The organism is Ignavibacteria bacterium, from assembly GCA_017303675.1.
Lineage (GTDB): Bacteria > Bacteroidota > Ignavibacteria > Tepidaquicellales > OLB5 > OLB5.
In genome coordinates, this window is sequence record JAFLBX010000001.1 from 209,143 (window position 1) to 233,597 (window position 24,455).

At 37.8% G+C, this 24,455-nt stretch carries 17 protein-coding genes; 3 read left to right on the plus strand and 14 right to left on the minus strand.

The window, feature by feature from the left end:
* Window positions 1-73: 73 nt before the first annotated feature.
* The 3 genes from J0M37_00985 to J0M37_00995 form a co-directional block, all read right to left on the minus strand.
* Entirely contained in the window at window positions 74-1,213 is a 1,140-nt protein-coding gene (locus J0M37_00985) for an ABC transporter substrate-binding protein (protein ID MBN8583639.1), read from the minus strand.
* A 242-nt stretch (window positions 1,214-1,455) separates the two neighbouring features.
* Window positions 1,456-1,983, minus strand: coding sequence for a GNAT family N-acetyltransferase (locus tag J0M37_00990; GenBank protein ID MBN8583640.1), 528 nt, complete (start codon window positions 1,981-1,983; stop codon window positions 1,456-1,458).
* A gap of 92 nt (window positions 1,984-2,075) precedes the next feature.
* Window positions 2,076-4,388, minus strand: coding sequence for a LysM peptidoglycan-binding domain-containing protein (locus J0M37_00995; GenBank protein MBN8583641.1), 2,313 nt, complete (start codon window positions 4,386-4,388; stop codon window positions 2,076-2,078).
* Between the two features lie 245 nt (window positions 4,389-4,633).
* On the opposite strand from J0M37_00995, the gene lipB reads away from it, so the two are divergent.
* The gene (gene lipB, locus J0M37_01000) at window positions 4,634-5,272 is read left to right on the plus strand and encodes a lipoyl(octanoyl) transferase LipB (protein MBN8583642.1); all 639 of its coding nucleotides are present in this window, start codon (window positions 4,634-4,636) and stop codon (window positions 5,270-5,272) included.
* A gap of 147 nt (window positions 5,273-5,419) precedes the next feature.
* Here lipB and J0M37_01005 read toward each other — a convergent pair whose 3' ends face one another.
* A complete protein-coding gene (locus J0M37_01005; GenBank protein ID MBN8583643.1) occupies window positions 5,420-6,712 on the minus strand; it encodes a T9SS type A sorting domain-containing protein in 1,293 nt (430 codons plus the stop codon).
* Between the two features lie 257 nt (window positions 6,713-6,969).
* Between J0M37_01005 and J0M37_01010 the strand changes: the two genes are divergently transcribed.
* Entirely contained in the window at window positions 6,970-9,489 is a 2,520-nt protein-coding gene (locus tag J0M37_01010; GenBank protein ID MBN8583644.1) for a T9SS type A sorting domain-containing protein, read from the plus strand.
* Window positions 9,490-9,987: 498 nt separating this feature from the next.
* Complete coding sequence (locus tag J0M37_01015) at window positions 9,988-12,147, plus strand: S8 family serine peptidase (GenBank protein ID MBN8583645.1); 2,160 nt, start codon at window positions 9,988-9,990, stop codon at window positions 12,145-12,147.
* A 297-nt stretch (window positions 12,148-12,444) separates the two neighbouring features.
* Here J0M37_01015 and ispD read toward each other — a convergent pair whose 3' ends face one another.
* The 10 genes from ispD to J0M37_01065 all read right to left on the minus strand — a co-directional run bounded on the left by ispD (window position 12,445) and on the right by J0M37_01065 (window position 24,349).
* On the minus strand, window positions 12,445-13,137 hold the full coding sequence (gene ispD / locus J0M37_01020) for a 2-C-methyl-D-erythritol 4-phosphate cytidylyltransferase (GenBank protein MBN8583646.1): 693 nt from the start codon (window positions 13,135-13,137) through the stop codon (window positions 12,445-12,447).
* A gap of 89 nt (window positions 13,138-13,226) precedes the next feature.
* Entirely contained in the window at window positions 13,227-14,261 is a 1,035-nt protein-coding gene (queA, locus tag J0M37_01025) for a tRNA preQ1(34) S-adenosylmethionine ribosyltransferase-isomerase QueA (protein MBN8583647.1), read from the minus strand.
* A 27-nt stretch (window positions 14,262-14,288) separates the two neighbouring features.
* Entirely contained in the window at window positions 14,289-15,575 is a 1,287-nt protein-coding gene (gene eno, locus J0M37_01030) for a phosphopyruvate hydratase (GenBank protein ID MBN8583648.1), read from the minus strand.
* Window positions 15,576-15,682: 107 nt separating this feature from the next.
* On the minus strand, window positions 15,683-16,849 hold the full coding sequence (locus tag J0M37_01035; protein ID MBN8583649.1) for a hypothetical protein: 1,167 nt from the start codon (window positions 16,847-16,849) through the stop codon (window positions 15,683-15,685).
* Complete coding sequence (locus J0M37_01040) at window positions 16,846-17,487, minus strand: O-methyltransferase (GenBank protein ID MBN8583650.1); 642 nt, start codon at window positions 17,485-17,487, stop codon at window positions 16,846-16,848. Before J0M37_01040 ends, J0M37_01035 begins: the two co-directional genes overlap by 4 nt.
* Before the next feature lie 102 nt (window positions 17,488-17,589).
* Window positions 17,590-18,507 (minus strand): prohibitin family protein, encoded by a 918-nt coding sequence (locus J0M37_01045; protein MBN8583651.1) that lies wholly within the window; start codon window positions 18,505-18,507, stop codon window positions 17,590-17,592.
* 115 nt (window positions 18,508-18,622) lie between these two features.
* Window positions 18,623-19,387 carry an inositol monophosphatase gene (locus J0M37_01050; GenBank protein MBN8583652.1) on the minus strand — a complete coding sequence of 255 codons (765 nt, stop codon included), beginning with the start codon at window positions 19,385-19,387 and terminating at the stop codon, window positions 18,623-18,625.
* Window positions 19,388-19,494: 107 nt separating this feature from the next.
* Window positions 19,495-21,327: a 30S ribosomal protein S1 gene (gene rpsA, locus J0M37_01055; GenBank protein ID MBN8583653.1), complete on the minus strand. Its 1,833-nt coding sequence runs from the start codon at window positions 21,325-21,327 to the stop codon at window positions 19,495-19,497.
* A 194-nt stretch (window positions 21,328-21,521) separates the two neighbouring features.
* Window positions 21,522-22,883 carry a hypothetical protein gene (locus J0M37_01060; protein MBN8583654.1) on the minus strand — a complete coding sequence of 454 codons (1,362 nt, stop codon included), beginning with the start codon at window positions 22,881-22,883 and terminating at the stop codon, window positions 21,522-21,524.
* Window positions 22,884-22,984: 101 nt separating this feature from the next.
* Window positions 22,985-24,349, minus strand: coding sequence for a T9SS type A sorting domain-containing protein (locus tag J0M37_01065; GenBank protein ID MBN8583655.1), 1,365 nt, complete (start codon window positions 24,347-24,349; stop codon window positions 22,985-22,987).
* Between the last annotated feature and the right edge of the window lie 106 nt (window positions 24,350-24,455).

The following is a 24,455-nucleotide window of genomic DNA, read 5'->3' on the forward strand; positions in this document are numbered from 1 at the left end:
AAGATTAAAAAAGAAATCATGGCAAATATAAGCTCTACTATTTCTCTATTTCATTATCTCACCATTTCGCCAGTTATGGAGAAACTGTTTCCTTAAACTTAAATTCGCCGCCTTTAATTTCCAGTATTACCGCAGGTTTTACAGCATTACGCTGTTCGTTAATGGATATCTTACCTGTAACACCAAGAAAATCTTTTATCTTTGCCAGCTCATTTTTTACTTTTTCAGGTTCAGTGGTTCCGGCTTTTTTCATAGCTTCAAACAGTATCAAGCCTGCATCGTATGCAAGGAAGGCCATAGCATCAGGCATTGCATTATATTTAGCTTTATACTTTTTGATGAATTCCTGGATCTTTGGATCAGGATTTTCTGTGGAAACATGTGTAGAAAAATAACATCCTTCAAGAGCGTCTTTGGCTTTGCCTTCTGTCAGCTTTTCTGATTCCCATCCGTCACTCCCGATAAGCGGAACTGTTAAGCCTATTTCACGAGCCTGGATAGAAATTAAGTTAACATCAGTGTAATATGCAGGAATAAATATTGCTTCAGGGTTTTTAGCTTTTATGGATGTAAGCTGAGCCTTAAAATCCTTATCACCGGCAGAAAATGACTGTACTTCAACAATTTCACCGCCCATGTTCTTAAATTCCTTTTCAAAGAAATCCGCAAGTCCTGTGCTGTATGCGTTCTTTACGTCTTTAAGCAGCGCTACTTTTTTAAGCTTAAGAGTATTTAATATAAATTTGCTTACTACAGTTGCCTGGAACGGATCAATAAAACAAACCCTGAAAATATAGTCGCCAATTGCGGTAACTTCAGGATTTGTAGAAGCAGGGGTTATCATTGGAATTTTATTCTGCTGGCAAATAGGCGCGCCGGCTTTGCTGTTTGATGAGGCAACTTCACCTATTACTGCCACAACATTATCATTTTTTATTAAGCGCTGTACTACTGTCTGTGCTTCAGAAGGTTTACCCTGGTCATCATAAGTAATTAACTTAACTTTTTTCCCAAGCAGGCCGCCGGCATTATTAAGCTCTTCAACGGCAAGTTTCAAACCGTTGGTGGAAGAAATACCGAAAGTTGCGTTTGGACCTGTTAATGAGCCATATTCTCCTATAAGAATTTCATCTCCGCTGCCTTTATTGCATCCTGATACTGAAAAAATTGCAATTGCCGCTATGGCTATCATACTGAAAAATAACTTTTTCATGGGCTTAATATGTTAAATTTTTAATAGATTAATTATCAATAATACCAATTTTGAGGTTTATATTCAATTAAATAAAAATACCTGATAATTGAGGATATTAAATGTAATCCGAAACCCTGTTTAGGTTTAGCTTGAACCGGCGATCCGGGTTACAGGAATTGATTCATTTAGTCCTTAAAATTGTTTTGCGGAATGTCATTTAGATCCTCCACTGTGCGCAGGATGACAAATTTTCGTTAGAACTATAGATCTTTACATAGTGTTTCAAAATATAGCTTCTCCATCGGATCTCCGAACGTATCGGGTCCCGGAATGAACTCTTCTATCTCTCCGGTTGATCGATAACCCCGGCGATAATAGTATTCCATAAGTTCAATTCTCCGGTTTATTACCTTCATTTTTATTTTATCAAGTTTCCAGTTCTCTTTGGTATACCTTTCGCATTCGCTGATAAGAAGCTTGCCTATTCCTTTATCCTGGTAATTAACATCTACGGAAAGCATTCCGAGATATGAATGGGTACCCGAATTTTCCAGGTGAACGCAGCCTAGTATATTTTCACCATCACAAGCAAGAACAATAATATCATCGTTACGTTCTAGAATTTCTCGGATTTTTTCCGCCGTAATTCTTATTCCTCCAAGAAATTCCGCCTCTGTTGTCCACCCTTTTTTGGAATTTTCGCCCCGGTAAACTGAATTTACAAGTTCTGTGATCTTTTCAACATCATTAAGTGATGCTTTTTTAAGTTCCAAAGTTTTATTATCCATTTTTATTTATAAAAAAGGGCAGATCATATAGACCTGCCCATTAAAAAAAATTTTTTAGATTAATATTTTTTTGCCTTTTGCTTTTTGCCTTTTTACTTTTTTACTATCAGCTTCTGCCCTATTTCAATGGTATCGCCTTTTATCTTATTCCATTTTTTAAGATCGGCAATTGTACAGTCATACTTATCAGCTATTTTACCAAGGGTTTCTCCTTTTTTAACAGTGTGATATGTAGTTTTAGACTTGGTTTCTTTTTTCTCTTTTTTAGTTGTTTCCTTTGTTGAGTAAAGCTTTAAAACCTGTCCTTCCTGGATAACATCGCTTTCAAGTCCGTTCCACTCTTTTATATCAGCTACAGAAACACCATTGGCATCTGCAATTTTTGTCAGGTTATCACCTTCTTTTACAGTGTAGGTTTTTGATTTTTTACTTGATGAAGTTACTTTTTTATCTGAATAAATTTTCAGCTTCTGGCCTACCATAATTTTATCTGATTCAAGGTCATTCCAGTCCTTTATATCCACTATATCTACATCATATGAATCTGCAATCTCTGTCAGGTTATCACCTTCTTTTACTGTATAGGTCTGGTAACTTTGTTTTTTCTTTTTTGTATCTGTGTTTTGTTTCTTTTCCTTCTTTACTTCATTATTAACTTCGGGTTCTTTTGTTATCTCAGGCTCTTTTTTTACTTCTGTATCTTTTTTAACATCAGGGTCGTTCCTGTGCTCTTTATTTACAAGCACTGTTTCGTTTGTGCCTTCTGAATTGGTTTCTTCAATTACTTCTTCTTTCACAGGATCTTTTGAATTGTTTTCAGTCACATCAATTTTCTTTTCTTCTTCAACTGAACCGTAAAGCTCCTGGTATTTCTGTTTTGTAAGCCAAACAGAAAGCTTATCTCCCTTTTTGGGATAAATACCGTAATTGATATTATTCCATACCCTCAGGTCACTGGGTCGAACTGAATATTTCAGCGAAACATTGTACAGGTCTTCGGTTTCAGCAATGTTATGAAACACCAGCTCACGGTTTGTTGTGCTTATTATATATCTTTTATCTTCAACGTGATAATCAGCAACTTTAAAATATGAATAAGACTCTTCATGGTTTACTGATGCTGTACCTTCGTTACCTTCAAAAACCGGTTTAAAGCCGTATTTTTCTATGTGGCTTGCTGCTTCATAATTATCTGAAAATTCCTTGAATTTACCTTTGGGAATTTTGATCAGGTAACCGTCTTCAAAAACCGGGGTAATATCGGTAAGCATTTGTGAATTCAGATCACGAATTGTTTCAACATCAGTATTGCTTAAAGTGGCTATCTCATCTACGGTCAAAGCAGATTTGATAACAACCCTGTCATACTCCAGCGGCTTGCCCCACTCTATATCAGTAAATCCGTATTTAGCGGGATTGAGGCAAATAAGCGCAACTGCAATGTATTGCGGAACGTAGTTGCGGGTTTCTTTAGGCAGGTATTCACGGAGTGTCCAGAAGTCTGTTGAACCTGATTTTTTGATTGCGCTTGTAATTCTGCCCGGACCCGCATTATAAGATGCCATTGCAAGATACCAGTCACCAAATGATTTATACAGATCCTTTAAATGCCGGGCAGCTGCATCTGTTGCTTTTTCAGGGTCGCGCTTATCATCATGGCTGCCATCGTAATACAAACCGTAAGCTGAGCCTGTTGTGGGCATGAACTGCCACAAGCCGATAGCTCCTGCCCAGGAGCTGATCTTGGGATCAAGACCTGATTCGATCATAGAAAGATAAATAAGCTCTTCCGGTGCGTTATTTTCCCTTAAAATAGCTCTCATCAGGTTGGAATATTTTCCAAGCCTGAAAAGCCACTTATCCATATATTTTCTGCCGGTTCCGGTGAAGTATGTAATATAATCCTGTACCGGTCCGTTTTCTACAAGCGGTATATCATTACACTGGGGAAGCTCATCGGGGTTAAAAGTATTTGTGAAAGATTTCTTTTCTATCTTTTCGTATTTTATACCAAGCTTTGATGCCAGCTTGAAAACTTTGTGATTTTCATCAAGATCACCGTGTGCAGTTATATAATCCTGAACAATGCTGGTAGTGAGCTCTTTATAGTCTTTTTCCCATGCAATATGTTTTTCAAGGTTTTTTGTATCTATTTTATTCAGGTGTTTTAAAGCAGATTCAAACTCTTCACCTGATAATTTTGAATCTGACTGTTCATTGAACTGAAGCGCTTTTGTATAGTGAATCCTTGCGTTTTCAAGCGCAGTGTATACACTTACGGAATCCTTTTTCTTTTTCTTATCTGCTGTTTCTTCTTCATCCACGTTAGAACCTCCGCATCCTGCGAGATACTGAAGTGAGATGAAGGCGAAAAGTATATATAGAAGGCCGGATAGTCTTTTCATATATTTACTTTCTCCATATTTAAATTAGCTTTTTTACGAATTCAGAACCGAATATAAAAATTTGAAGCCATAAAATCAAGTTAAATATTAAATAAACACCGCAATAATCATATATATAACGCAGATAGCTTTAAATTTTTGTGGTTTTTTAGGAAATTTCAGTAAGATAATTTACTGAATATTACTTATAACCTTTTTATGTTAAACTTGTTCCCTAAGCATACAAATTGGGTATTAATTATAAAATGGCAATTAAACATATAGATCTTGGGAATGCTGATTACAAAGAAGTTTGGGACAAGCAAAAAGAAATACACTTAAAAAAACAGGCTGAGCCTTCAGATGATATTTTATATACTGTAGAACATAACCATGTTTATACATTAGGCAAAACCGGTTCACGCGATCATATTTTAATAAGCGATGAAGATATGAAAGCAAAGGGTATCTCTTATTATGAAATCGACCGCGGAGGAGATATTACGTATCATGGGCCCGGACAATTGGTCGCATACCCAATTCTTGACCTCAATAATTACTACAAAGATACACACCGGTATTTGCGCGATCTTGAAGAAGTTGTAATACTGACATTAAAAGATATCGGTATAGAAGGACATCGTGAAGAGGAATTCACGGGTGTATGGGTTGGCGAGGAGAAAATATGCGCTATTGGCATTAAAGTTTCCAGATGGATTACAATGCACGGCATTGCATTTAATATTATTACAGATCTTGGCTATTTTGATAAGATAATCCCCTGCGGAATATTCCATAAAGGAGTTACAAGCATCGAAAAAGTTACCGGTAAAAAAGCGGATTTTGAAAAGATAAAGAATTTGTTTGTTAAAAATTTTATGCGAGTATTTGCAATGAAAGAATGATTCTGCCCTCCCCCTATTAGGGGGGAGATGGAGGGGGTCACTTAATTGTTTGTTAATCTCAGAAGGATGCGAGCTATTAAAGAGCTCGACTACTGTTAAGAAAATGTTAATATTTCGGAAAATCTAACACAGGCAATTGATCAGAATTTACTTTATCAAAACCATTTTTCGGCTTATAGATTTACCGTCTGTATCAAGTTTGTAAAAATACACACCTGAAGGGATGTCGCTGAAATTCAATGATATGCTGTGCCTGCCGGCGTTTTTAAATCCTTCATTATATCTTCGTATTTCTTTACCTGCGTTATCATAGATCAGTATAACAACTTCGGCATTTGAAGGTATAAAATATTCTATCATTGTTTCCGGATTAAACGGGTTAGGGTAGTTTTGAAACAGTTTCATTTCCGTAGGAATATTGGTCCCTGTGTTATTTAATCCAATAATAGAAGCGTTATATTTAAAGATCTTCCCCCGTTCACCGAAAGCATATCCAATTGTTGGACTTAAGAACTCAACATCATTTACTTCAACCTGTCCCGGTGTTTCAATGCACTCCCATCTTGAGCCCGGTTTCATTGAATCAAGATTTACAGCGAACTTACCTGAAAAATTAAGCGCAGCCCACACTTCACCCGGTGTTCTGAATGCGAAGCCTTCAGCATTCCCGAAACAACCGGTTTGTTCATAAACCCAGTTTGCGCCGGAATTGGACGATACAGCCATAATACTGCCGAGGTCATAATCACCCCCCATTACTGCAATTCTGCCATTGCCAAGATCGCGGATCTCATGAAGCGGCTCAGCAGCAACACACATTGAAAACCAGCTTGACCCGCCATTGGTAGTCTTCAGGAAAACACCCTGCAGGTCCAATACTCCGCCGCAGGCATAGCCCGTTTGCGAATTAATGAACTTGATATCATTTTTAGGAAATAGGTAAAGGCAGCTTGAGGTATCAATATTACAGATGCTCCAGTTTAAACCTGCGTTGGTGCTTTTGTAAATATAACCGCTGAATCCTGATACAAAACCTGTGGTTTCATTAATAAAGCAAACTGTTTTTAAAATTGTAGTTGTATCCTGAAAATATGTTTTGCTCCATGTTGTACCTGAATTTGTGGTTCTCAATAAAAAACTTTTATAGGTTGAATCAAATGATACTATCCAGCCATGAGTTCTTGATATAAATGAGAGGTCTTTGAATTCAGAGCTGAATTCACCTGAATTCTGAACTGTCCAGCTTGTTCCGGAATTAGTAGTATTGATGATAGTACCCGAATCACCCACAACCCACCCATAAGCAGTATCTGCAAAATATGCTCTGAACAGTCTTTTTTGAACAGGCGATGGATGATCAAGCCAATATACCTGGGAAAAAGTTGATGCAGTTAAAAGTAGAGTTAATATTATAAATTCAGATCGAAATTTCTTCAACATTATAATTTTTTTTAAAAATAGCTAAAAAAATAAAATTTTATCAAGTAAAAAACATAAGGAAATAAGGGATAATTTTATCCGCAACATTTAGTAGCTCTAATATACTATCAATAGATAAAAGTCATAAATACCAGATAAATATTAAAAATAAACTTGCATTTTTATAATTAATCGCTTAAAATGCGTTACAAAAAATCACTTTTTAATTAACCAAACTAAAATCATTTGGGTGTAATTTAATTTATACCCAGGAGGAAATGATGAAACTAAGATCAACACTTTTAATCGTGTGTGCATTGCTTTTCACAGGCAGTGTAATTTCACAGGATGTACCTGATTGGGTATGGAAAACACCCATGAGCAAAGTATATCCAACAGGTGAGTATTATAACCTGCCTCAGGCACAGGAACAGGTTAACTACGAAAATCCTAACAAGACTACAAGAGTAGTTAATACAGGCGAAGAGCTTTTAGTACTTCCGCCGAACGTAAGACCGTTCCCCCACACTGCAACACAGAGTGAGGTTGATGCGACAACAATGAAGGGCAACGGCTCTTTGATTTTCGCATCATGGAACTCATACGGACCATCATTCTTTGGAACAGGCTTTGCCTTTTCAAACAATGGCGGAACAAGCTGGACAGGCAGCCACCAGATGTACACACCTAACAGCGGTGACCCCGGTGCAATTATCTGGCCGGCAGGAAGCACATGGGCAGGCAGACTTGGACTTTCATGTATCCAGGGTTTTGGCCATTCAACAAACAACGGTACTTCATGGGTATTTGATATGAACTTCCCGGGTGCATCAAGCTTTGATAAAAACTTCTCAGCTGTTGACGAAACAACAGGCAGCCCGTTCTTTGGCCGTGCTTACACAGTATGGACAAACTTCGGCGGCACATTCGTTAACAGAATAGTTGGTTCTTATTCAACTGATGGCGGTGTAACCTGGTCAGCAGCACAGCCGGTATCACCGGTTCCAGCATCAGGACATCATCAGCAGGGCTGCGATGTTAGAGTAGGTCCAGGCGGTGTTGTTTATGTTGTTTGGGCTCATTGCACAACAAACGGACAGAATTCAACAGAAGATCATTTAGGTTTCGCAAGATCAACAGATGGTGGTGTTACATGGGTAAATCAGACAAACACAGCTGTTGATGTAAACGGTATCCGTGCATCAAACTTATTCAACGGAATCCGCGCTTCAGGTTTCCCGCGTTTAGCTATTGATATGACAGGCGGTTCAAGGAACGGCTGGTTATACGCAGTACTCGCTGAAAAATCAGGCGGTCCTTTAACACTCGATGTATCAGATGTAACTATCTGTATCTCTTCAAATGGCGGAACAAACTGGTCACATTCAAAAGTTAACCAGGATCCTTCAAACGGAAGATACAATTATATGCCTTCAGTTTGTGTAACTCCTGATGGCGGTGTAAACGTTGGTTATTATGACCAGAGAGGCACTACAGGATTTGTAACAGAATACTGGATGTCACGTTCATTAAACGGCGGTGCTACATGGACTGACGTTGCAGTAAGTGATCATACTTTCACACCTGCTCCGATCCCGGGTCTTGCAGGCGGTTACCAGGGTGACTATACAGGTATGACATTCTCATCAGGTTCAGGAAAAATATTCCCGTTCTGGGCTGATAACTCATCAGGTATTTACCAGGTTTGGACAGTTGGTATCACATACGGTCCTCCCCCGGCAAACGATGTAGTAGTTGGTCCGTTCTTAAGCTTACCCGGAACAATGACACAGGGTAACACATACCAGATAAAAGGTAAAGTTACAAACGGCGGAACAAACGCACAGACAAGCTTACCTATCAGGTTCTCAGTAAACGGAACACTTCAGACAACAAATACAATTGCAAACTTACCTGCCGGCGCAGTTGATTCATCATCATTCTCATGGACACCTGCAGCAGGAACATATACACTCAGAATTTTCAGCGGTGCAGCTACCGATGAAAACAGAGCTAACGATACTATCACAACTTCAGTAACAGTATTCCCGGCCGGTACCGGATTCTCACAGAACCAGTACTGCAGAAACGGTCTTAACATTTTAATTCCGTCACAGGGTTCAGCTCCAAGAGATTCAATCGTTGTAAACATCGCAAACTCATTTGATGTTGTTGATGTAAACGTAAGAATTGATACCGTATTACATACATGGGATTCAGATCTTACATTCAATTTAAGAAGAGGTTCAGCAAACGTTAACTTCATTAGTGCAGTTGGCAGTTCTGGTGATAACTTCATAAATACAGTATTAAACGATTCAGCTTCAACACCAATCAGCAGCGGAACAGCTCCTTTCACAGGAACATTCCAGCCATCAGCACCGCTTTCAGGACTTAACGGACAGACAGTAAACGGTTCATGGGTTCTTGGTATTGATGACGGAGCAGCTGGTGATTCAGGTGTATTAAAAGCATGGTGTATAATAGTTACATACAGAAGACTTATCGGCGGTATCGGTACAGTTGAAATTCCGAACTACTATTCACTTGCTCAGAACTATCCTAATCCGTTCAACCCGGCTACACAGATCAAATTCTCAGTTCCAAAAGCTGTGAATGTATCATTAAAGATCTATGATGTACTCGGTAAAGAAGTTGCAACACTTGTAAACGAAATGAAACAGCCCGGATTCCACACAGTGGATTTCGACGCTTCAAATCTCGCAACAGGTGTATACTTCTACAGAATTGATGCTGGCGAGTTCTCATCAGTTAAGAAAATGATGTTAGTAAAATAACATAAGTAAATATTAGTTTTACAAAGAGGCTCCTGAAAAGGAGCCTCTTTTTTTTTATCAGGGGGTAGAATTATTGTCTCGGCAAAATAACTCTGCAAAAAAATACTCTCCCCCTTTTTATAGTCTCCGCAGGAGGACTCTGCATTAATCGCCCTCCCCCTGATAGGGGGAGCTGGTCTACGACTCTTCGAGTCTTTGACTTGTAGAGAGGGGGTATTGAACATCGGTCAACCTCATTGTTTAAATACTAATTTTCATCTTGAGACTGCCGCGTCGCTTCGCTCCTCGCAGAATTCAAATGATTGTTGAATTGGAATGAAGTCACCCTCACCCTACAAGGAGGAGTTGGGGGGGATTACCAAATCAATCAATCAATTTAACAAATAATTCGTTCGAATACGGGATTAGCCCATACTAATCACAGCCCATTTTTGAATTGTAACTTTACAATTCAATTAATAACTTACTTCATTCCCATTAAAAGTAATCCACAATAATATGAAAAATTTTAAATTTTTTACTGTTTTACTGCTATTATTACTCACTTCCGCTGCAAATGCGCAGTTTATGCAGGCCGGCTTATCTGAAAGATTATACAACAAATTAAAGCTCACAGGCAAGAATGATTATGTAAAGATCATGATCGTCATGAAAGACCAGGTTGATATATCTGCCCTGGATAAAGAACTATACCGGCTAAATGCCTCTGCAGAATACAGGGCAAAAACTGTAATTACTTCTTTAATGAATAAAGCAGCATCAACCCAGGGTCCACTGCTTGGTTACCTTGCGGAGAGCTCAATTACAGGTAATGTAAAAAGTTTTAAACCCTTCTGGATAACTAATTTTATCTGGGCAGAAGTAAAACCGGATGTAGTATTTATCCTTGCAGGCAGACAGGATATAGCAGAAATGGATATTGATGCAGTTCTGGATTACGACAGACCTGTGGCATTTGAACCTGCAGGAGAAAAGGATGCAAGTTCTGAATCAGGATTAAAAGTAATAAATGCACATAAAATGTGGGCAATTGGCATCACTGGAGCCGGCAGGCTTGTTATGAATGATGATACCGGTGTTGACGGAAATCACCCCGCATTGAACTATAAATGGAGAGGTGCAACATCATCACCATGGTATCATGCATGGATTGATCCCGCAGCAGGAACCCAGTTCCCCAGCGATTGCGACAACCATGGCACACATACAATGGGAATTATGACCGGACGCGCTGGTACTGATACAATTGGAGTTGCTCCTGCTGCTGAATGGATAGCTGCTAAAACTATTTGCGCCGGTGATGGAACCAGCAACCATATGACAGCATGGCAATGGGCAATGAACCCTGATAGTAATGTAAATACTATAACAGATATGCCTGACGGCATCGGCAATTCATGGCATGACCCGACCGGTGTACCAACCGGCGGCGACTGCACAAGCACAATTTATCTCAATGCACTGGCTTCAATGGAAGCCGCAGGTATTGCTATCGTATTTTCATGCGGAAACTCAGGCCCTTCAGCATCTACAATTACAAGACCTAAAAATATTAATGTTTCACTTATTAATTCCTTCAGCGTTGGAAATATAAACGGAAATACTGCATACCCATGGGTTATAAACAATACATCATCACGCGGACCCGGGTACTGCGGCAATACCGGTAAATTCAGGTTTAAGCCTGAAGTATCAGCACCGGGAACAAGTGTTAGATCAAGTATAAGGAACGGGGCTTATGCGAATTTAACCGGAACCTCAATGGCTTGCCCGCATGTAGTAGGCGCCGTAACACTTTTAAGGCAGGCTTTCCCAAACGCTACAGGCAAACAATGCCTCGAAGCGCTTTACTGGACTGCACTTGATCTTGGAATACCCGGTGAAGATAATGCATATGGTATGGGAGTAATTGATGTTTGGGCAGCTTACCAGTACATGAAAAACAATATTACACGCCAGCAGAATATAATTATTCTTGATAATGCTACTAATTATGATACAGTTAATGTTTATTTCGGCGGCACTATAACAGATGTTAACTTTTCAATGAATTCATTGACTCACTCTAAAACAGGCGACCTTGAATTTTCTATTAAATCACCTGCCGGTACTGAAGTTATACTTTCAAGCAGGAGAGGCGCAGCCGGTGATAATTTTATCAATACAATATTCAACGATTCTGCAGCAAACCCGATCTCATCAGGTACTGCGCCGTTTACTGGCTCATTCAGACCCGAAAACCCGCTGAGCGCATTTAACGGACAGAATCCAATGGGTAACTGGATATTCAGGGTAAATGATAATGCAGCAAGTGATACAGGCAGAGTTATGAATTATGTTATAAATATTTCATATAATGCTACTGTAGGTATAAACAACAACAATAACCTGCCGTTCAGTTTTATTCTTGAACAAAATTATCCTAATCCGTTCAATCCTTCAACAAGCATTAGATATTCTGTTCCGGCAGCTGGAAATGTTACACTTAAAGTATTTGATGTAGCTGGCAAGGAAGTTGCTATCCTGGTAAATGAGATGAAGCAGCAGGGAGTATATTCGATCGATTTTAATGCTTCAAATCTTGCAAGCGGTGTTTATTTCTACAGAATAGAAGCAGGCGATTTTACTGATGTTAAAAAAATGCTTCTTGTTAAATAATTAGTAATTTTTTCTAAAAATAAAAAAGGCTCCTGCAAAGGAGCCTTTTTATTTTACGGGGGTAATTCAATAAGCCCCATACCCTGCTCTCCCCCTGATAGGGGGAGCTGGAGGGGGTAATGTACCTCGGTCAACCCCATTAGTTTTCATCATGAGACTGCCGCGTCGCTACGCTCCTCGCAGAATTCAATTAATTAATACTTAAATTAAAATTCTCCTGTATATGAGAATGGGACTTTATAAAAAATATACTTGCATTGTTAATTTAATGTAGAGACCATGAGGGAAGAAGGAAATCTATTTCATTAATTTTTTTAAAAGGGTCATATCTTCTGCAGTTGTTATTTTGATATTGAACCTGTAACCGCCAATCACTATAACTTTATACCCTGCATTTTCTGCCAAAGAAGATTCATCAGTAAAATCAGTTCGTTTACCTGCTACAATATATGACCTGCTGAGAGTATCGTAACTGAATGCCTGCGGAGTTTGTATAAGCCAAAGCTCATCCCTTGGAATAGTTTCAATAACAGCATTTTTATTGCATTTTTTGACCGTTTCTGATACTTTTATGCCCGGAATTACATCTCCGGTTTTCAAAGCCTCATCTATGAAGTTATTAATAAATGAAACAGGGATATTGGGCCTTGCAGCATCATGAATAACAACAATATCATCCACCCTGCAGGTTAACTGGTTAAACGCATTCTGAACTGATTCAAACCTGGTTTTTCCGCCCTCAACAAGTCTTGTTAGCTTTGTAATTTTATTTTTAACTGCAAGTGAATGCAGGTAATTGAATTTATCAGGTTCAGCAGATACTGTTATGCTCTTTACTTTCTTATTTTTCTGAAAAGCAAGAAGTGAATATAATATAACCGGTTTTCCATTAAGTGTAAGGAATTGTTTTGCTTTGGCTGCATTTTTATTTTTACTGAAACGCAGGCCTTTGCCTGCAGCAGTAATAATAACGTGAACATCTTTTTTCATTTCAGTATGTGATATTACAAAATAAAAAACCCCGGAAACAAATAATGACCGGGGTAATATAAAATATTTATGGTATAAGCATATTTTTGTTAGATGTAAAACATTGAATCGCCGTAGCTGTAAAAACGGTATTTATCTTTTACTGCTTTTTTGTACGCTTTCATAACAAGATCCTTATCTGAAAAAGCGCAAACCATCATGACCATTGTTGACTGCGGATTATGGAAATTTGTAACAAATTTATCAACAACTTTCAATGTTTGAGGCGGATAAATGAACTTATCGGTCCATCCTTTACCTGATCTGATAAACCTGCCTGCAGTCGTATTGGCTTCGAGTACCCTGGCAACTGATGTGCCGCAGGCAATTATTTTCTTTTTATTCTCAATTGCGCGGTTTACTTCTTCTGCAGTGTAATCAGGTATTTCAAAATATTCTGAATCCATTCTGTGTTTTGTTAAATCTTCAACTTCCACGTAGCGGAATTTACCCAGCCCAACATGAAGTGTAACCGGAAGCAGGTTAATTCCCTTTTTTTCTATTTTCCTCAGAAGCTCTTTTGAAAAGTGGAGACCCGCAGAAGATGCCGCAACAGAGCCTATATTTTCAGCAAAAACCGCCTGGTAATTTTCCCTATCAGCATCAGTAGGCTCGCGTTTTATATATTCAGGAAGCGGTGTTTTTCCCAGCTTATCGATATATTTCTGAAAATCGCCGCGATAGTTGAATCTGACAATTCTTCCCCTCGAGGTTGTATTATCGATAACTTCGCAATAAAGGTTTTTTGTTATGAAAATTCTGTTTCCAATTCTAACTTTTCTCGCCGGGTCAACCAGAACGTCCCATATATTTTCTTCCTGGCTAAGCTGCCTAAGCAAAAAGACTTCTATTTTAGCATTGGTCTTTTCCTTGGTACCGAAAAGCTTTGCAGCAAATACTTTGGAATCGTTCAGAACAAGGCAGTCGCCTTCATCCATATAATCAATAATGTCTTTGAACTTCTTGCTTTCAAGCTCCTTGGTTTTTCTGTTTATCACCATCATCTTCGCTTCATCACGGGGAAGCTTTGGATGCTGGGCAATTAATGTTTTAGGAATGGAAAATTTAAAATCAGTCGATTTCATTTATGCTTTCTATATATACGTAATTTATTAATTCAATCCTTTAAAGATGCTTCTGCCTGGATAAATAGCCATATCGCCAAGCTCTTCTTCAATGCGAAGAAGCTGGTTGTATTTAGCTGTCCTGTCCGTCCTTGAAAGTGACCCGGTTTTTATCTGCCCTGCATTTGTTGCTACCGCAATATCAGCAATTGTAACATCTTCGGTTTCTCCGCTGCGGTGGCTGATAACATTTGTATATGAGTTTGATTTAGCAAGCTCTATTGTTTCAAGTGTTTCAGTAAGAGTTCCTATCTGGTTAACTTTTACCAAAATCGAATTGCAAATACCTGCTTCAATACCTTTTTTCAGTATTTCTTTGTTCGTAACAAATACATCATCACCAACAAGCTGCACCTGGGAGCCTAATGCCTCCGTCAGAAGCTTCCAGCCGTCCCAGTCTTCTTCGCTCATTGCATCTTCCATAGAAATTATCGGGAAATCCTTAACCATCTGTTTGTAAAGCTCAACCATTTCAGCAGCCGATTTTGAAGGCTGGTGTGATTTATAAAAATCATATTTTCCTTTATTCCACATTTCACTGGAAGCCGCGTCCAATGCCAGGTAAATATCCTTACCGGCTTTATATCCTGCGCCTTCAATACCTGCTATTATAACCTCGAATGCTTCTTCGTTTGATTTCAGGTCCGGAGCAAAACCGCCTTCGTCACCAACAGCAGTATTCAGATTCTTTTTGTGAAGTACATTCTTAAGCGAGTGAAAAACTTCTGTTCCCATTCTTAAAGCTTCCCTGAAGCTTTTTGCTCCTGCAGGAATTATCATGAATTCCTGGAAGTCCAGGTTGTTATCGGCATGCTTGCCGCCGTTAACAATATTCATCATAGGAACAGGTAATACTTTTGCATTTGTTCCGCCAATATACCTGTAAAGGGGTGTCTTGTAATACAGGGCTGATGCCTTAGCTGCAGCCAGTGAAACACCCAGCACTGCATTAGCTCCCAGGTTGGATTTGTTCTTGGTACCATCCAGCTCGAGCAAAATTGAATCGATCTTAAGCTGGTCTGTCGGATCCATATCGATAAGTGAATTGGCAATGATATCGTTTACATTGGCTACGGCTTTTTGAACTCCTTTACCCATATAACGTTTTTTATCACCGTCGCGAAGCTCAACTGCTTCTTTTTGGCCTGTAGAAGCGCCGGAAGGAACTGCGGCTCTGCCGGTAGTACCATCATTTAAAATTACGTCAACTTCTACTGTGGGATTTCCGCGTGAGTCGAGTATCTCACGTGCTTTAATTTGTGTTATTTTTGGCATTTTTTGGCAAAATTAAACACAAATATAATAAATAAACTTCAGCAGAACAACTCATTAAAAAGTGTCTAACGTGTTTACGGGAGGCAGCTAAAGGTTAAATTCCGGAATTAATCCTTCGTTTCGCTCCAAAGCTTTTGATGTTCTTCAAGGTCTTTTTTCCATACTTCCATTCCGCCGTTTGCATATTCGGGGTCGATCTTCTTTGATTGTTTTTCGTAGTATTCAGCAAGCTGAGTTTCACCCAGGAAATAATATACTTCCCCAAATGTATCCCATGAGTTGGGGTCGGATGGATTTAACAATGTTTGCAGCCTTGCAAACGAAAGCGCTTTTTTCAGCTCCTTTTTGCGCAGCAGGCTGTAAACAGTAGAATTAATAATTGATGGCGGAATATTCTTTTTGATAATATCCTGAAGCATTTTATCCTGCTGCTCATCAAGAACATTTTGATCGGTTTCCATAAAACCTTTAATGATATCTGTGCCTTTGATTCCGTTGTTTACAACATTTTGCAGTCCGTGCATGGGCTGCATATCATTGGGTTCCTTTTTTTCCTTAGAAAGGCGTATGAGGTAATCAGGGGAAATTCCCTTGGTTGTAAGAAACCTGTGCAGGTCTTCTTCCCTGCCTGTCAGCATTTCTTTGCCGTCAACAGGCTCACCTTCCCACTTATTATACATACATGCGCAGTGAAGCACATTTTGCTTTGGCATGTAGAAGAACAGATAATCATCTGTGGGTACATTGGGGAAATCCTGTTTGGTAAAACGGTGAGCTGTTATGGAGTTTTTATTGTCGTTTATTACGAGTGAGTCGGTCACAAATATAAAATTTTCAGAATAAGAGCTGATAGTTACGGTATCAATAAACTTTTTTATTACATCATAATTCTTTTGTGTTGAAACTATTTTTACTCCGGCTCGCAAAAACGGATTCACAGTTGAAACACTGTGCGGGTGCCAGTGACTGTAAAGGAAATATTTAAGCGGCTTATTGTTGAAATAGGCGTTCAGTGTTCTTAAAATTTTTTCACCTCCATGCTCATGATCTTTTAGCTCTCTGGCATTTCCTCCCTGGTCTAAAACCGGTGCTTCAATGAGAGCAAGGAAATCTTCAAATTCCACTATGGTACTTTTTGAATTGGAAGAATCATAATACATAAAAAATATACCGTTACCGGATTCTTTAATTGTATTTATATCACCTGACTGAGAATAAATTAAAAACGGTAAAACAACAAGCGATAAGCAAAATATTTCCAATATTTTTTTCATTTTACTATGCTTAAAGTTATTCCGTCATCAATTGGCACCAGCAGAGATTCCACTCTGCTATCATTTGCTACAAGCTTGTTATATGCTATGATCCCCTGTGCTCCGGGTCCTGGGTTAGCATCTATTACTTCACCCCTGCGCAGCGTATTATCAGTAATTATTAATCCCCCGGGTCTCACCATGCCGATTACTTTATTAAAATAATTTACACAGTTCTCTTTATCAGCATCAATAAATACAATGTCAAATCTGCTTTCTGCAAGGGTATCAAGTGACTCTATAGCTTTGCCCAATATCAGCTTAATTTTGCCGTCAAGCCCCGCTTTTTTGAAATTACTTAACGCTTCATCTGCATGTTCTTTTGTAAGCTCGAGTGTTACCACTTTGCCTTCCGGCGGCAGGGCTCTTGCCATCCAAATTGTGCTGTAGCCTGTCAGAGTGCCGATCTCCAGCACATTTTTAGCGCCTATCATTTTGATGAACATTCCAAGCAGCTTGCCTGTTTCAGGCGATACCTGTATGAGCGGTATTTTTTTGGCTTCAGTATCTGTTACAATTTGTTTTAACAATTCATCTTCCTGTATAAAAATATCCGTGATATATTTATACAGCTCTTCAGTTAATGGTACACCCTTCATATTAGTTCGGATTTGAGATTTACGATTTCGGATTTATTAATATTCTCTTCTGTATTTTTGTTTCACATTTGACGTTTGACGTTTCACATTTGACGTTAAACATCAAAATCCGCTTGGCCCGAAAATAAGCGGCATATTTTTACCGTTCATAATAACCATTTTTGAATTATTGCTCTTTCCAAGCTCAAGTGTTGCTTCTATACCTTTTAGCTGCAGAACCTGGTCTGTGATGCTTTGAGAAACGATCCTGTTATAGTCTGCAATACCCTGCGCCTCAACTCTTTTACGCTCAGCTTCCTGCTTTTCTTTCTGCAGAACATATACCATCTGCTGCGCGCGCTGCTCTGAAGCTATTTTTTCATCAATTGCTGCTCTCACTTTTTCCGGCAGTTCAACATTTCTCAGCAATACTCTTTCCAGAATAATACCTCTTCCGTTAAAAGCATTTTCCAGGTTCTTTGTTACTTCTCTGACAAAATCTTCTCTTTTGATAGAATATATATCAGTTGCTGAATAACCCACAGAAACATCTCTTAAAGCGGTTCTTATAGCTGGTCTAACAATTTTTTCTGCGTAATCCATACCAATTGTCCTGTAAACCTGCGGGGCATCTGATTCGCTTAATCTGTACCAAATGGTCAGGTCAAGCTTTAAAGTCAATCCATCACTTGTAAGAGTTGAAATTGCATCGTCATTTTTCTGCTGCCCTTCATCCTGGATAGAGCTCATTGTATATGCTTGTGTTTTTACATCCATATATTCCACATTTACCAGCGGATTTACAATGTTTAAACCGCTGGGTAATGTCCTGTCCTGTACACTTCCAAATAATAACTGAACTCCTACTTCACCCGGACCCACCTGTGCGACACAGGATAAAATGACTGCAATAAAAACACCTATAAATGCTGCATTACGTATCACACCAAAAAGTTTTTGAGATGCGGTATTTAAAGTGTTTTTACGAAGCTGATGAACAACTAATGCTACAATAAGTAAAAAAATGATCAAGGCTATCATGATGATTTCCTCCTCTGTTTAATAAACGAAAAATGGATTAATATTATACAATATTAACCCATTTTGAGTTAAAAAACCCCTGCAAAAATTTTTCTTGTAATATTACATAAAAATTTTATTTATATGCTTTTTTCAGTACTTCTATCATTTCATTATGCAGCGTTTTGCCGTTGGAAGCAAGAATTTGCTTATCATAAACAGAATACTGCCCGCCTTCAAAATCTGTTACTTTGCCACCTGCTTCAAGAAGAATTAAATACCCTGCTGCAACATCCCATGCATTCAGGTTAACTTCCCAGAATCCTTCAAATCTTCCCGCAGCAAGCCAGCAGATATCAAGCGCTGCAGAACCCAGGCGCCGAATAGGAAGGCCCAGCTTAATAAAATTCACAAAATGATCTATACAATGGTCGTAGTTATCCTTTGATCCGTAAGGGAAACCGGTTACAAGCAAGCTATCCTTTAAGTTTTCTGTTTGGCTGACCCTTATCTTTTTATCATTCAAAAAAGCACCGCCGCCCTTTTCAGCATAAAATCTTTCATTGGTTTTGGGCGAATATACAACCCCAAGAATAATTTCGCCTTTATATTCCACAGCTATTGATACAGAAAAAACCGGTACAGAGTGTGCGTAATTCACTGTTCCGTCAATCGGGTCAACTATCCAGACATAATCAGAGCTTTTATGCTGATCTCCGCCTTCTTCACCCAAAACGTTATGCCCCGGAAAGGAATCATGTATAATTTCTATGATCTTTGCTTCACATTTTTTATCCACTTCTGTTACTAAATCGCTGTAATCACGTTTTCTGCCGATTTCAAAATCCTTTTCAAAGTATTCAAGCTGAATTCCCGCCGCTGCATCTGCAGCTTTGAACATTACTTCTTTGAGCTTCTTTATATCTTCCATTTGAAAATTATCCTAAACTAAAAAAGCATCCTGCCTTTTCAGGCAGAATGCTTTTAATTGTTAATTAACCATTTAAATTACTGAGCCTGTTCTTCTTTTTTTTCTGTTTCAATCACATCATCAATTTTAAAGTCCACTTCTTCTTTTGTATCAACTGGTGTTTTTGTCCTGTCAATTACATCAGCGAGTGTGAATTTTTTAAGCTTGAATTTTGCAGCATAGTTATTAACTTCTGCTTCATCTTTATCTTTAAGATATTCAAGAACTGAAAGTACTATCTTCTTTGATTCTTTATCAAATTCAATTACTTCAGCCATGAATTCATCACCGGTTTTAAAGAGCTCGCTGAAGTTCTTTACAGGTGTTACTGAAAGCTGTGAAGCCGGAATGAAACCGTCAACAACTGCCGGTAATTCAACAATAATTCCCTTTTCAATTGCTTTTATCACTTTGCATTTAGCTTCTGTTCCGGGTTTGAACTCATCGGTAAGCTTTTCCCACGGGTTATCTGTAAGCTGTTTATGGCCGAGTGCAATCCTCTGGTTTTCAACATCTATACCAAGTATTGTAACATCAATTTCCTGCCCAAGCTGTACAAAATCTTCTATATTGAAGATCTTCTTTGTCCATGAAAGGTCTGAAATATGAATTAAACCGTCAACACCTTCTTCAAGTTCAACAAACACGCCAAAGTTTGTAATATTGCAAACTTTGCCTTTGTGTTTAGAGCCTACCGGGAAGCGGTCTAATAATGACTGCCAGGGGTTAGGTGTAAGCTGTTTTATACCAAGTGAAAGCTTCTTTTCATTTTTATCGAGGCTCAGAACAATTGCTTCAATTACCTGTCCCATTGTAACAACCTGGGTCGGATTGGTTATATGCTGGGTCCATGACATTTCTGAAATATGAATTAAGCCTTCGATGCCTTTTTCTATTTCAATGAATGCGCCGTAATCTGTGATTGATACAACTTTTCCTGAAACTTTATCGCCGATCTTAAGCTTCTCTTCGATATTTTCCCATGGATGCGGCTGAAGCTGTTTTAAGCCAAGTGTAACGCGTTTCTTTTCTTTGTCGTATTCAAGTACTTTAACATCTATAGTCTCATCTAGACTAACAACATCGCTGGGGTGATTTATTCTGCCCCATGAAAGATCTGTGATGTGGATAAGTCCGTCAACACCGCCAAGATCAACAAATACACCGAAATCAGTTATAGCCTTAACTGTTGAAGTTAATACCTGTCCTGATTCAAGCGTTGCAAGCAGCTTGCCTCTTTGTTCTGACATTGATTCTTCGATGAGAACTTTATGTGATACTATTATATTCTCATTTGGATGGTTGATCTTCAGAATTTTGAAGTCCATCATTTTGTTCACAAATACATCGTAGTCGCGGATAGGCTTGGTATCGATCTGTGAACCGGGAAGGAACGCATTAATTCCGCCAAGGTCAACAACAAATCCGCCCTTGATACGGCGAACGCATTTACCCTGTATAACAGTATCGTTCTCTTTCGCAGCAGTGATCTTTTCCCAGTTACGGATAATATCAGCGCGTTTGCGTGAAAGGACAAGCTGTCCTTCGCGGTCTTCGATCTTTTCTACAAAGATCTCAACTTCATCGCCAATTTTTATGTTATCCGGGTCAGGGAACTCATCGATAGAAACTCTTCCGTCTGATTTGAAGCCGATATCAATTAAAACGTCATTGCCTGAAATGGCAACAACTTTTCCTTTTGCTATCTCGTTTTCCTTTATAACATTAAAGGTTTTTTCGTAAAGCTCTATATATTTTTTAAATTCATCTTCGCTGTAATCTTTGGCAACAAAATCCTTGGTTTTAATTACAGGCGGTTTTACCTCTTCAATCGTTGCATTATCATTAATTGTCTCGTTTGGTGCAGTCATCGTTTATTAAAATCTCCGTTAAAAATAGTTTAATTAATAAAAATCCCCGCCCGCATTATATTAGCGTTCGGAGCGTTAATTTAAGATCCACTTCCGTTTAGATATAAATTTTGGTGGAAAGACTACAAATATGCTGATTTTTCAGGAGAGTTTCAAGGCAGGGAAAGCGGGTTATTGTGAAGCGTATATTACTGTTATTTCAGTTCTTTAAGTTTCCTTTCCTCTAAAAAGTACTTAAACCTATAGATATTTGGCAAACTCTCATACTTTGTAAGATCTATGCCATTATTAAATGGATGGCCTACATGTATAATATTGAGCTTCTTAGCATAATTTCTTTGAATTACTTCTTCAAAATAGGTTAAAAATACACCTGACTGCTGATAGCCAAGAGGAATATCATAGAATATCAGAGTTGAGTTTTCAGGAAATTCGGAATGAATACTCTTTAGCTGAACCGGGATTGATTTGGCAATTTCACCTGACTCATACCAAAATCCGGAATTCTGGTATGTAAGCACACCACCATATACAGAATAGAATGCAATTAACAAAATACACACAATTTTCCAAACACTGTTTTTCTTAATCAAAAACGATAACCCTGAACCAATTATTATATAGGTGCCGAACATTGAGACAAACGAAAATCTCCCGGCATAACCATCTACAAACAAAAAAGGAATAAATGCCGCAATGAACCAAAATAAACCGAATAACAAATATTTCTTCTCCAGCTTAGAAAATAATAAACCTAATATTGACACAACTAAAGCTGTTAAAAAATATGGTTTCGTGATAATTTGGAATTTGATCATCTTCACAAAATCAGAAATCATAATATAAGGATCAGTGTTTAAAGCATTGGCCTCAGGCACGCCTGATAAAAAGTAATGCCTTAAAATCAGATAAACTGCTGATATCGAAATGTAACAAGCAAGAATTAATATACTCTTTTTGGTGAATAATTTTACGCCGCCAAGTATAGAAATAGAGATTAACAATAATGGTACGACTATTGTGCTTTCATATGATAACAACGCAAAAGAATAAAACATGCAAGACAGCAAAATATATTTTTTCTGTTCATCAGTTATAAATAATTGATAAAAATATAGCGCACCAAAAGAAAAAACTGCACCCAGCAAGACAGTCTGCGCTGATATCCAGCAAACAACTTCGTGGTTACCAAAATAAAAAATACATACAATAACTGATATTACTGAAAGGAGAGAATTTTTAGTGAGCCCAAATACCAGTTTGTAAAACAGAAAAGTTAATGTTGAGAAAAGAAGAATACTGAAAATATGGAAACCCGTAGGTGAATTTCCAAAAATCAAATATTGTAAATAAAATAATAATCTTGGTATTGGCCTGTAGAGAGCTCCGTGTCCCCAAGGGCCCCAAAAAGTACGTATAACATCAGTAAATTCTATTGGTTTTATCCAGTTATAATCGTCATTGACAAAATATGCATCAATACAAGGGAGATATAGTATTGTATATACAACAGTAAGAATTAAAAATAAATAATTTCTATTCAGCTTAAGTTTCAAGTTATGAGTATTAATTGGTAATATTCATTTAAAAGTAGGAAAATAAAAGAGATAAAAAACCCTCTGTTATTACTTTGTAACAGAGGGTTTGTAATTAGTATCTATTTATTAATTATGATTTTATCAGTAAAAATATCATTGCCGATTAAGGCACGATAAAAATACACACCAGAAGGTAGATTAGTCCCATCAAAATCAATTTCATAATCACCTTTTTTAGAATACTCATCCATTAATGTTGCAATTTCTCTGCCAATTACATCGAATATTTTAATACTTACATAAGATGAACTTCTAACAGAATATTTTATTTTAGTTTTAGGATTAAACGGGTTAGGATAACAACTTATTTTGCTTTTAAATAAATCCGTTTGTTTTGATTCAATAACTTCTTTGCTCTCTTTATCAACAGTCCCATACCAAAAAGATGCAGTAACAAAATCCATATTATCATACGATTGATCCATTATGCTTGTTGTTTGAAAAAAAAATGATGTATAATTTGACAATCTATTCAAAACATGAATTTCAGTCTTTCCTGATGAAGTTCCGTTCTTCAAAACTGCATAAACGTCTGGTTGCATAGTATATTGTCCAATACAGCTACCATGCAACATACGGCCTACTAACATTTGTATTTGAGATGGATGAGTTGCTGCAAGTGGGGTAATAACATCTGTTAATGAAGTGGCAAAATTATTACCATCGCGTACATGAATTTCAATATTCGTTAGTGCGTCCTGTACGTTTGGAGGTGTATTAGCATTATCGATCTCAACATCATCACATACCACTCTTTCATTTCTATAAATCTTAAACATGTATAAATCAGTAATGTTATCATAATTATAATCACCTAATGCAAACTGCCACGAATCTTTACAATCTATATAAATTGGCAAAACTGTTGAATAAATGACAGACTGGAAATTAGATTCGCCTGATAATATCTGTAATTCAAAATTACCAGAATTGGTATGGAATTTTTTAAGAACCCATAAATCACAAATGTTAGAGCTATAATAGTAGTTAAGATATTTACCAGCTAAAAAAATGTAGTCATTATTTGTCTCTGCTAAGACAGTACCTGTTTGATTTATATAAGTAGTAAAGTTTGTTCTAGGATCCAAAATATGAACTTCAGTTTTTCCTGTACCAGTACCCCACTTCTTAATAGCCCATAATGCTGGGTGTTGCTGACTATAGAATCCACTTTGATAATCGCCCGCAGTGAATTGAAATTTGCCATCATATACCTCTTCGACTGGCGTGACAACATTCACAATATATGAAGAATATGAAGTATTCTTATTCATAACATGTACTTCAGTGTTACCGCCACCAGTCTGATTTTTTTTTATCCCCCACACATGAGACATTGAGGTGCAATCATTATATTGTGCATAAAATCGCATGCTAAAAATCTGTGTAATCAAAATAAAAAATATAATTATTATTGTTTTCATTTTTTTGCCTCTTAAAAAGGAATTTTTATTAATTAAATTTGTTATTAAAATTGTAAAAGCAGACAAAAAGGGGGTAGCTTCTGTTACATACAGAAGTATAACAATA

Bases quoted from the DNA above. Each gene is read 5' to 3' on its own strand.
- J0M37_01010 (MBN8583644.1), top strand. From the start codon at position 6,970: ATGATGAAACTAAGATCAACACTTTTAATCGTGTGTGCATTGCTTTTC.
- J0M37_01005 (MBN8583643.1), bottom strand. From the start codon at position 6,712: ATGTTGAAGAAATTTCGATCTGAATTTATAATATTAACTCTACTTTTA.
- J0M37_01065 (MBN8583655.1), bottom strand. From the start codon at position 24,349: ATGAAAACAATAATAATTATATTTTTTATTTTGATTACACAGATTTTT.
- lipB (MBN8583642.1), top strand. From the start codon at position 4,634: ATGGCAATTAAACATATAGATCTTGGGAATGCTGATTACAAAGAAGTT.
- eno (MBN8583648.1), bottom strand. From the start codon at position 15,575: ATGCCAAAAATAACACAAATTAAAGCACGTGAGATACTCGACTCACGC.
- J0M37_01035 (MBN8583649.1), bottom strand. From the start codon at position 16,849: ATGAAAAAAATATTGGAAATATTTTGCTTATCGCTTGTTGTTTTACCG.
- ispD (MBN8583646.1), bottom strand. From the start codon at position 13,137: ATGAAAAAAGATGTTCACGTTATTATTACTGCTGCAGGCAAAGGCCTG.
- J0M37_00995 (MBN8583641.1), bottom strand. From the start codon at position 4,388: ATGAAAAGACTATCCGGCCTTCTATATATACTTTTCGCCTTCATCTCA.
- J0M37_01040 (MBN8583650.1), bottom strand. From the start codon at position 17,487: ATGAAGGGTGTACCATTAACTGAAGAGCTGTATAAATATATCACGGAT.
- queA (MBN8583647.1), bottom strand. From the start codon at position 14,261: ATGAAATCGACTGATTTTAAATTTTCCATTCCTAAAACATTAATTGCC.
- rpsA (MBN8583653.1), bottom strand. From the start codon at position 21,327: ATGACTGCACCAAACGAGACAATTAATGATAATGCAACGATTGAAGAG.
- J0M37_01050 (MBN8583652.1), bottom strand. From the start codon at position 19,387: ATGTTCAAAGCTGCAGATGCAGCGGCGGGAATTCAGCTTGAATACTTT.
- J0M37_00985 (MBN8583639.1), bottom strand. From the start codon at position 1,213: ATGAAAAAGTTATTTTTCAGTATGATAGCCATAGCGGCAATTGCAATT.
- J0M37_00990 (MBN8583640.1), bottom strand. From the start codon at position 1,983: ATGGATAATAAAACTTTGGAACTTAAAAAAGCATCACTTAATGATGTT.
- J0M37_01045 (MBN8583651.1), bottom strand. From the start codon at position 18,507: ATGATAGCCTTGATCATTTTTTTACTTATTGTAGCATTAGTTGTTCAT.
- J0M37_01015 (MBN8583645.1), top strand. From the start codon at position 9,988: ATGAAAAATTTTAAATTTTTTACTGTTTTACTGCTATTATTACTCACT.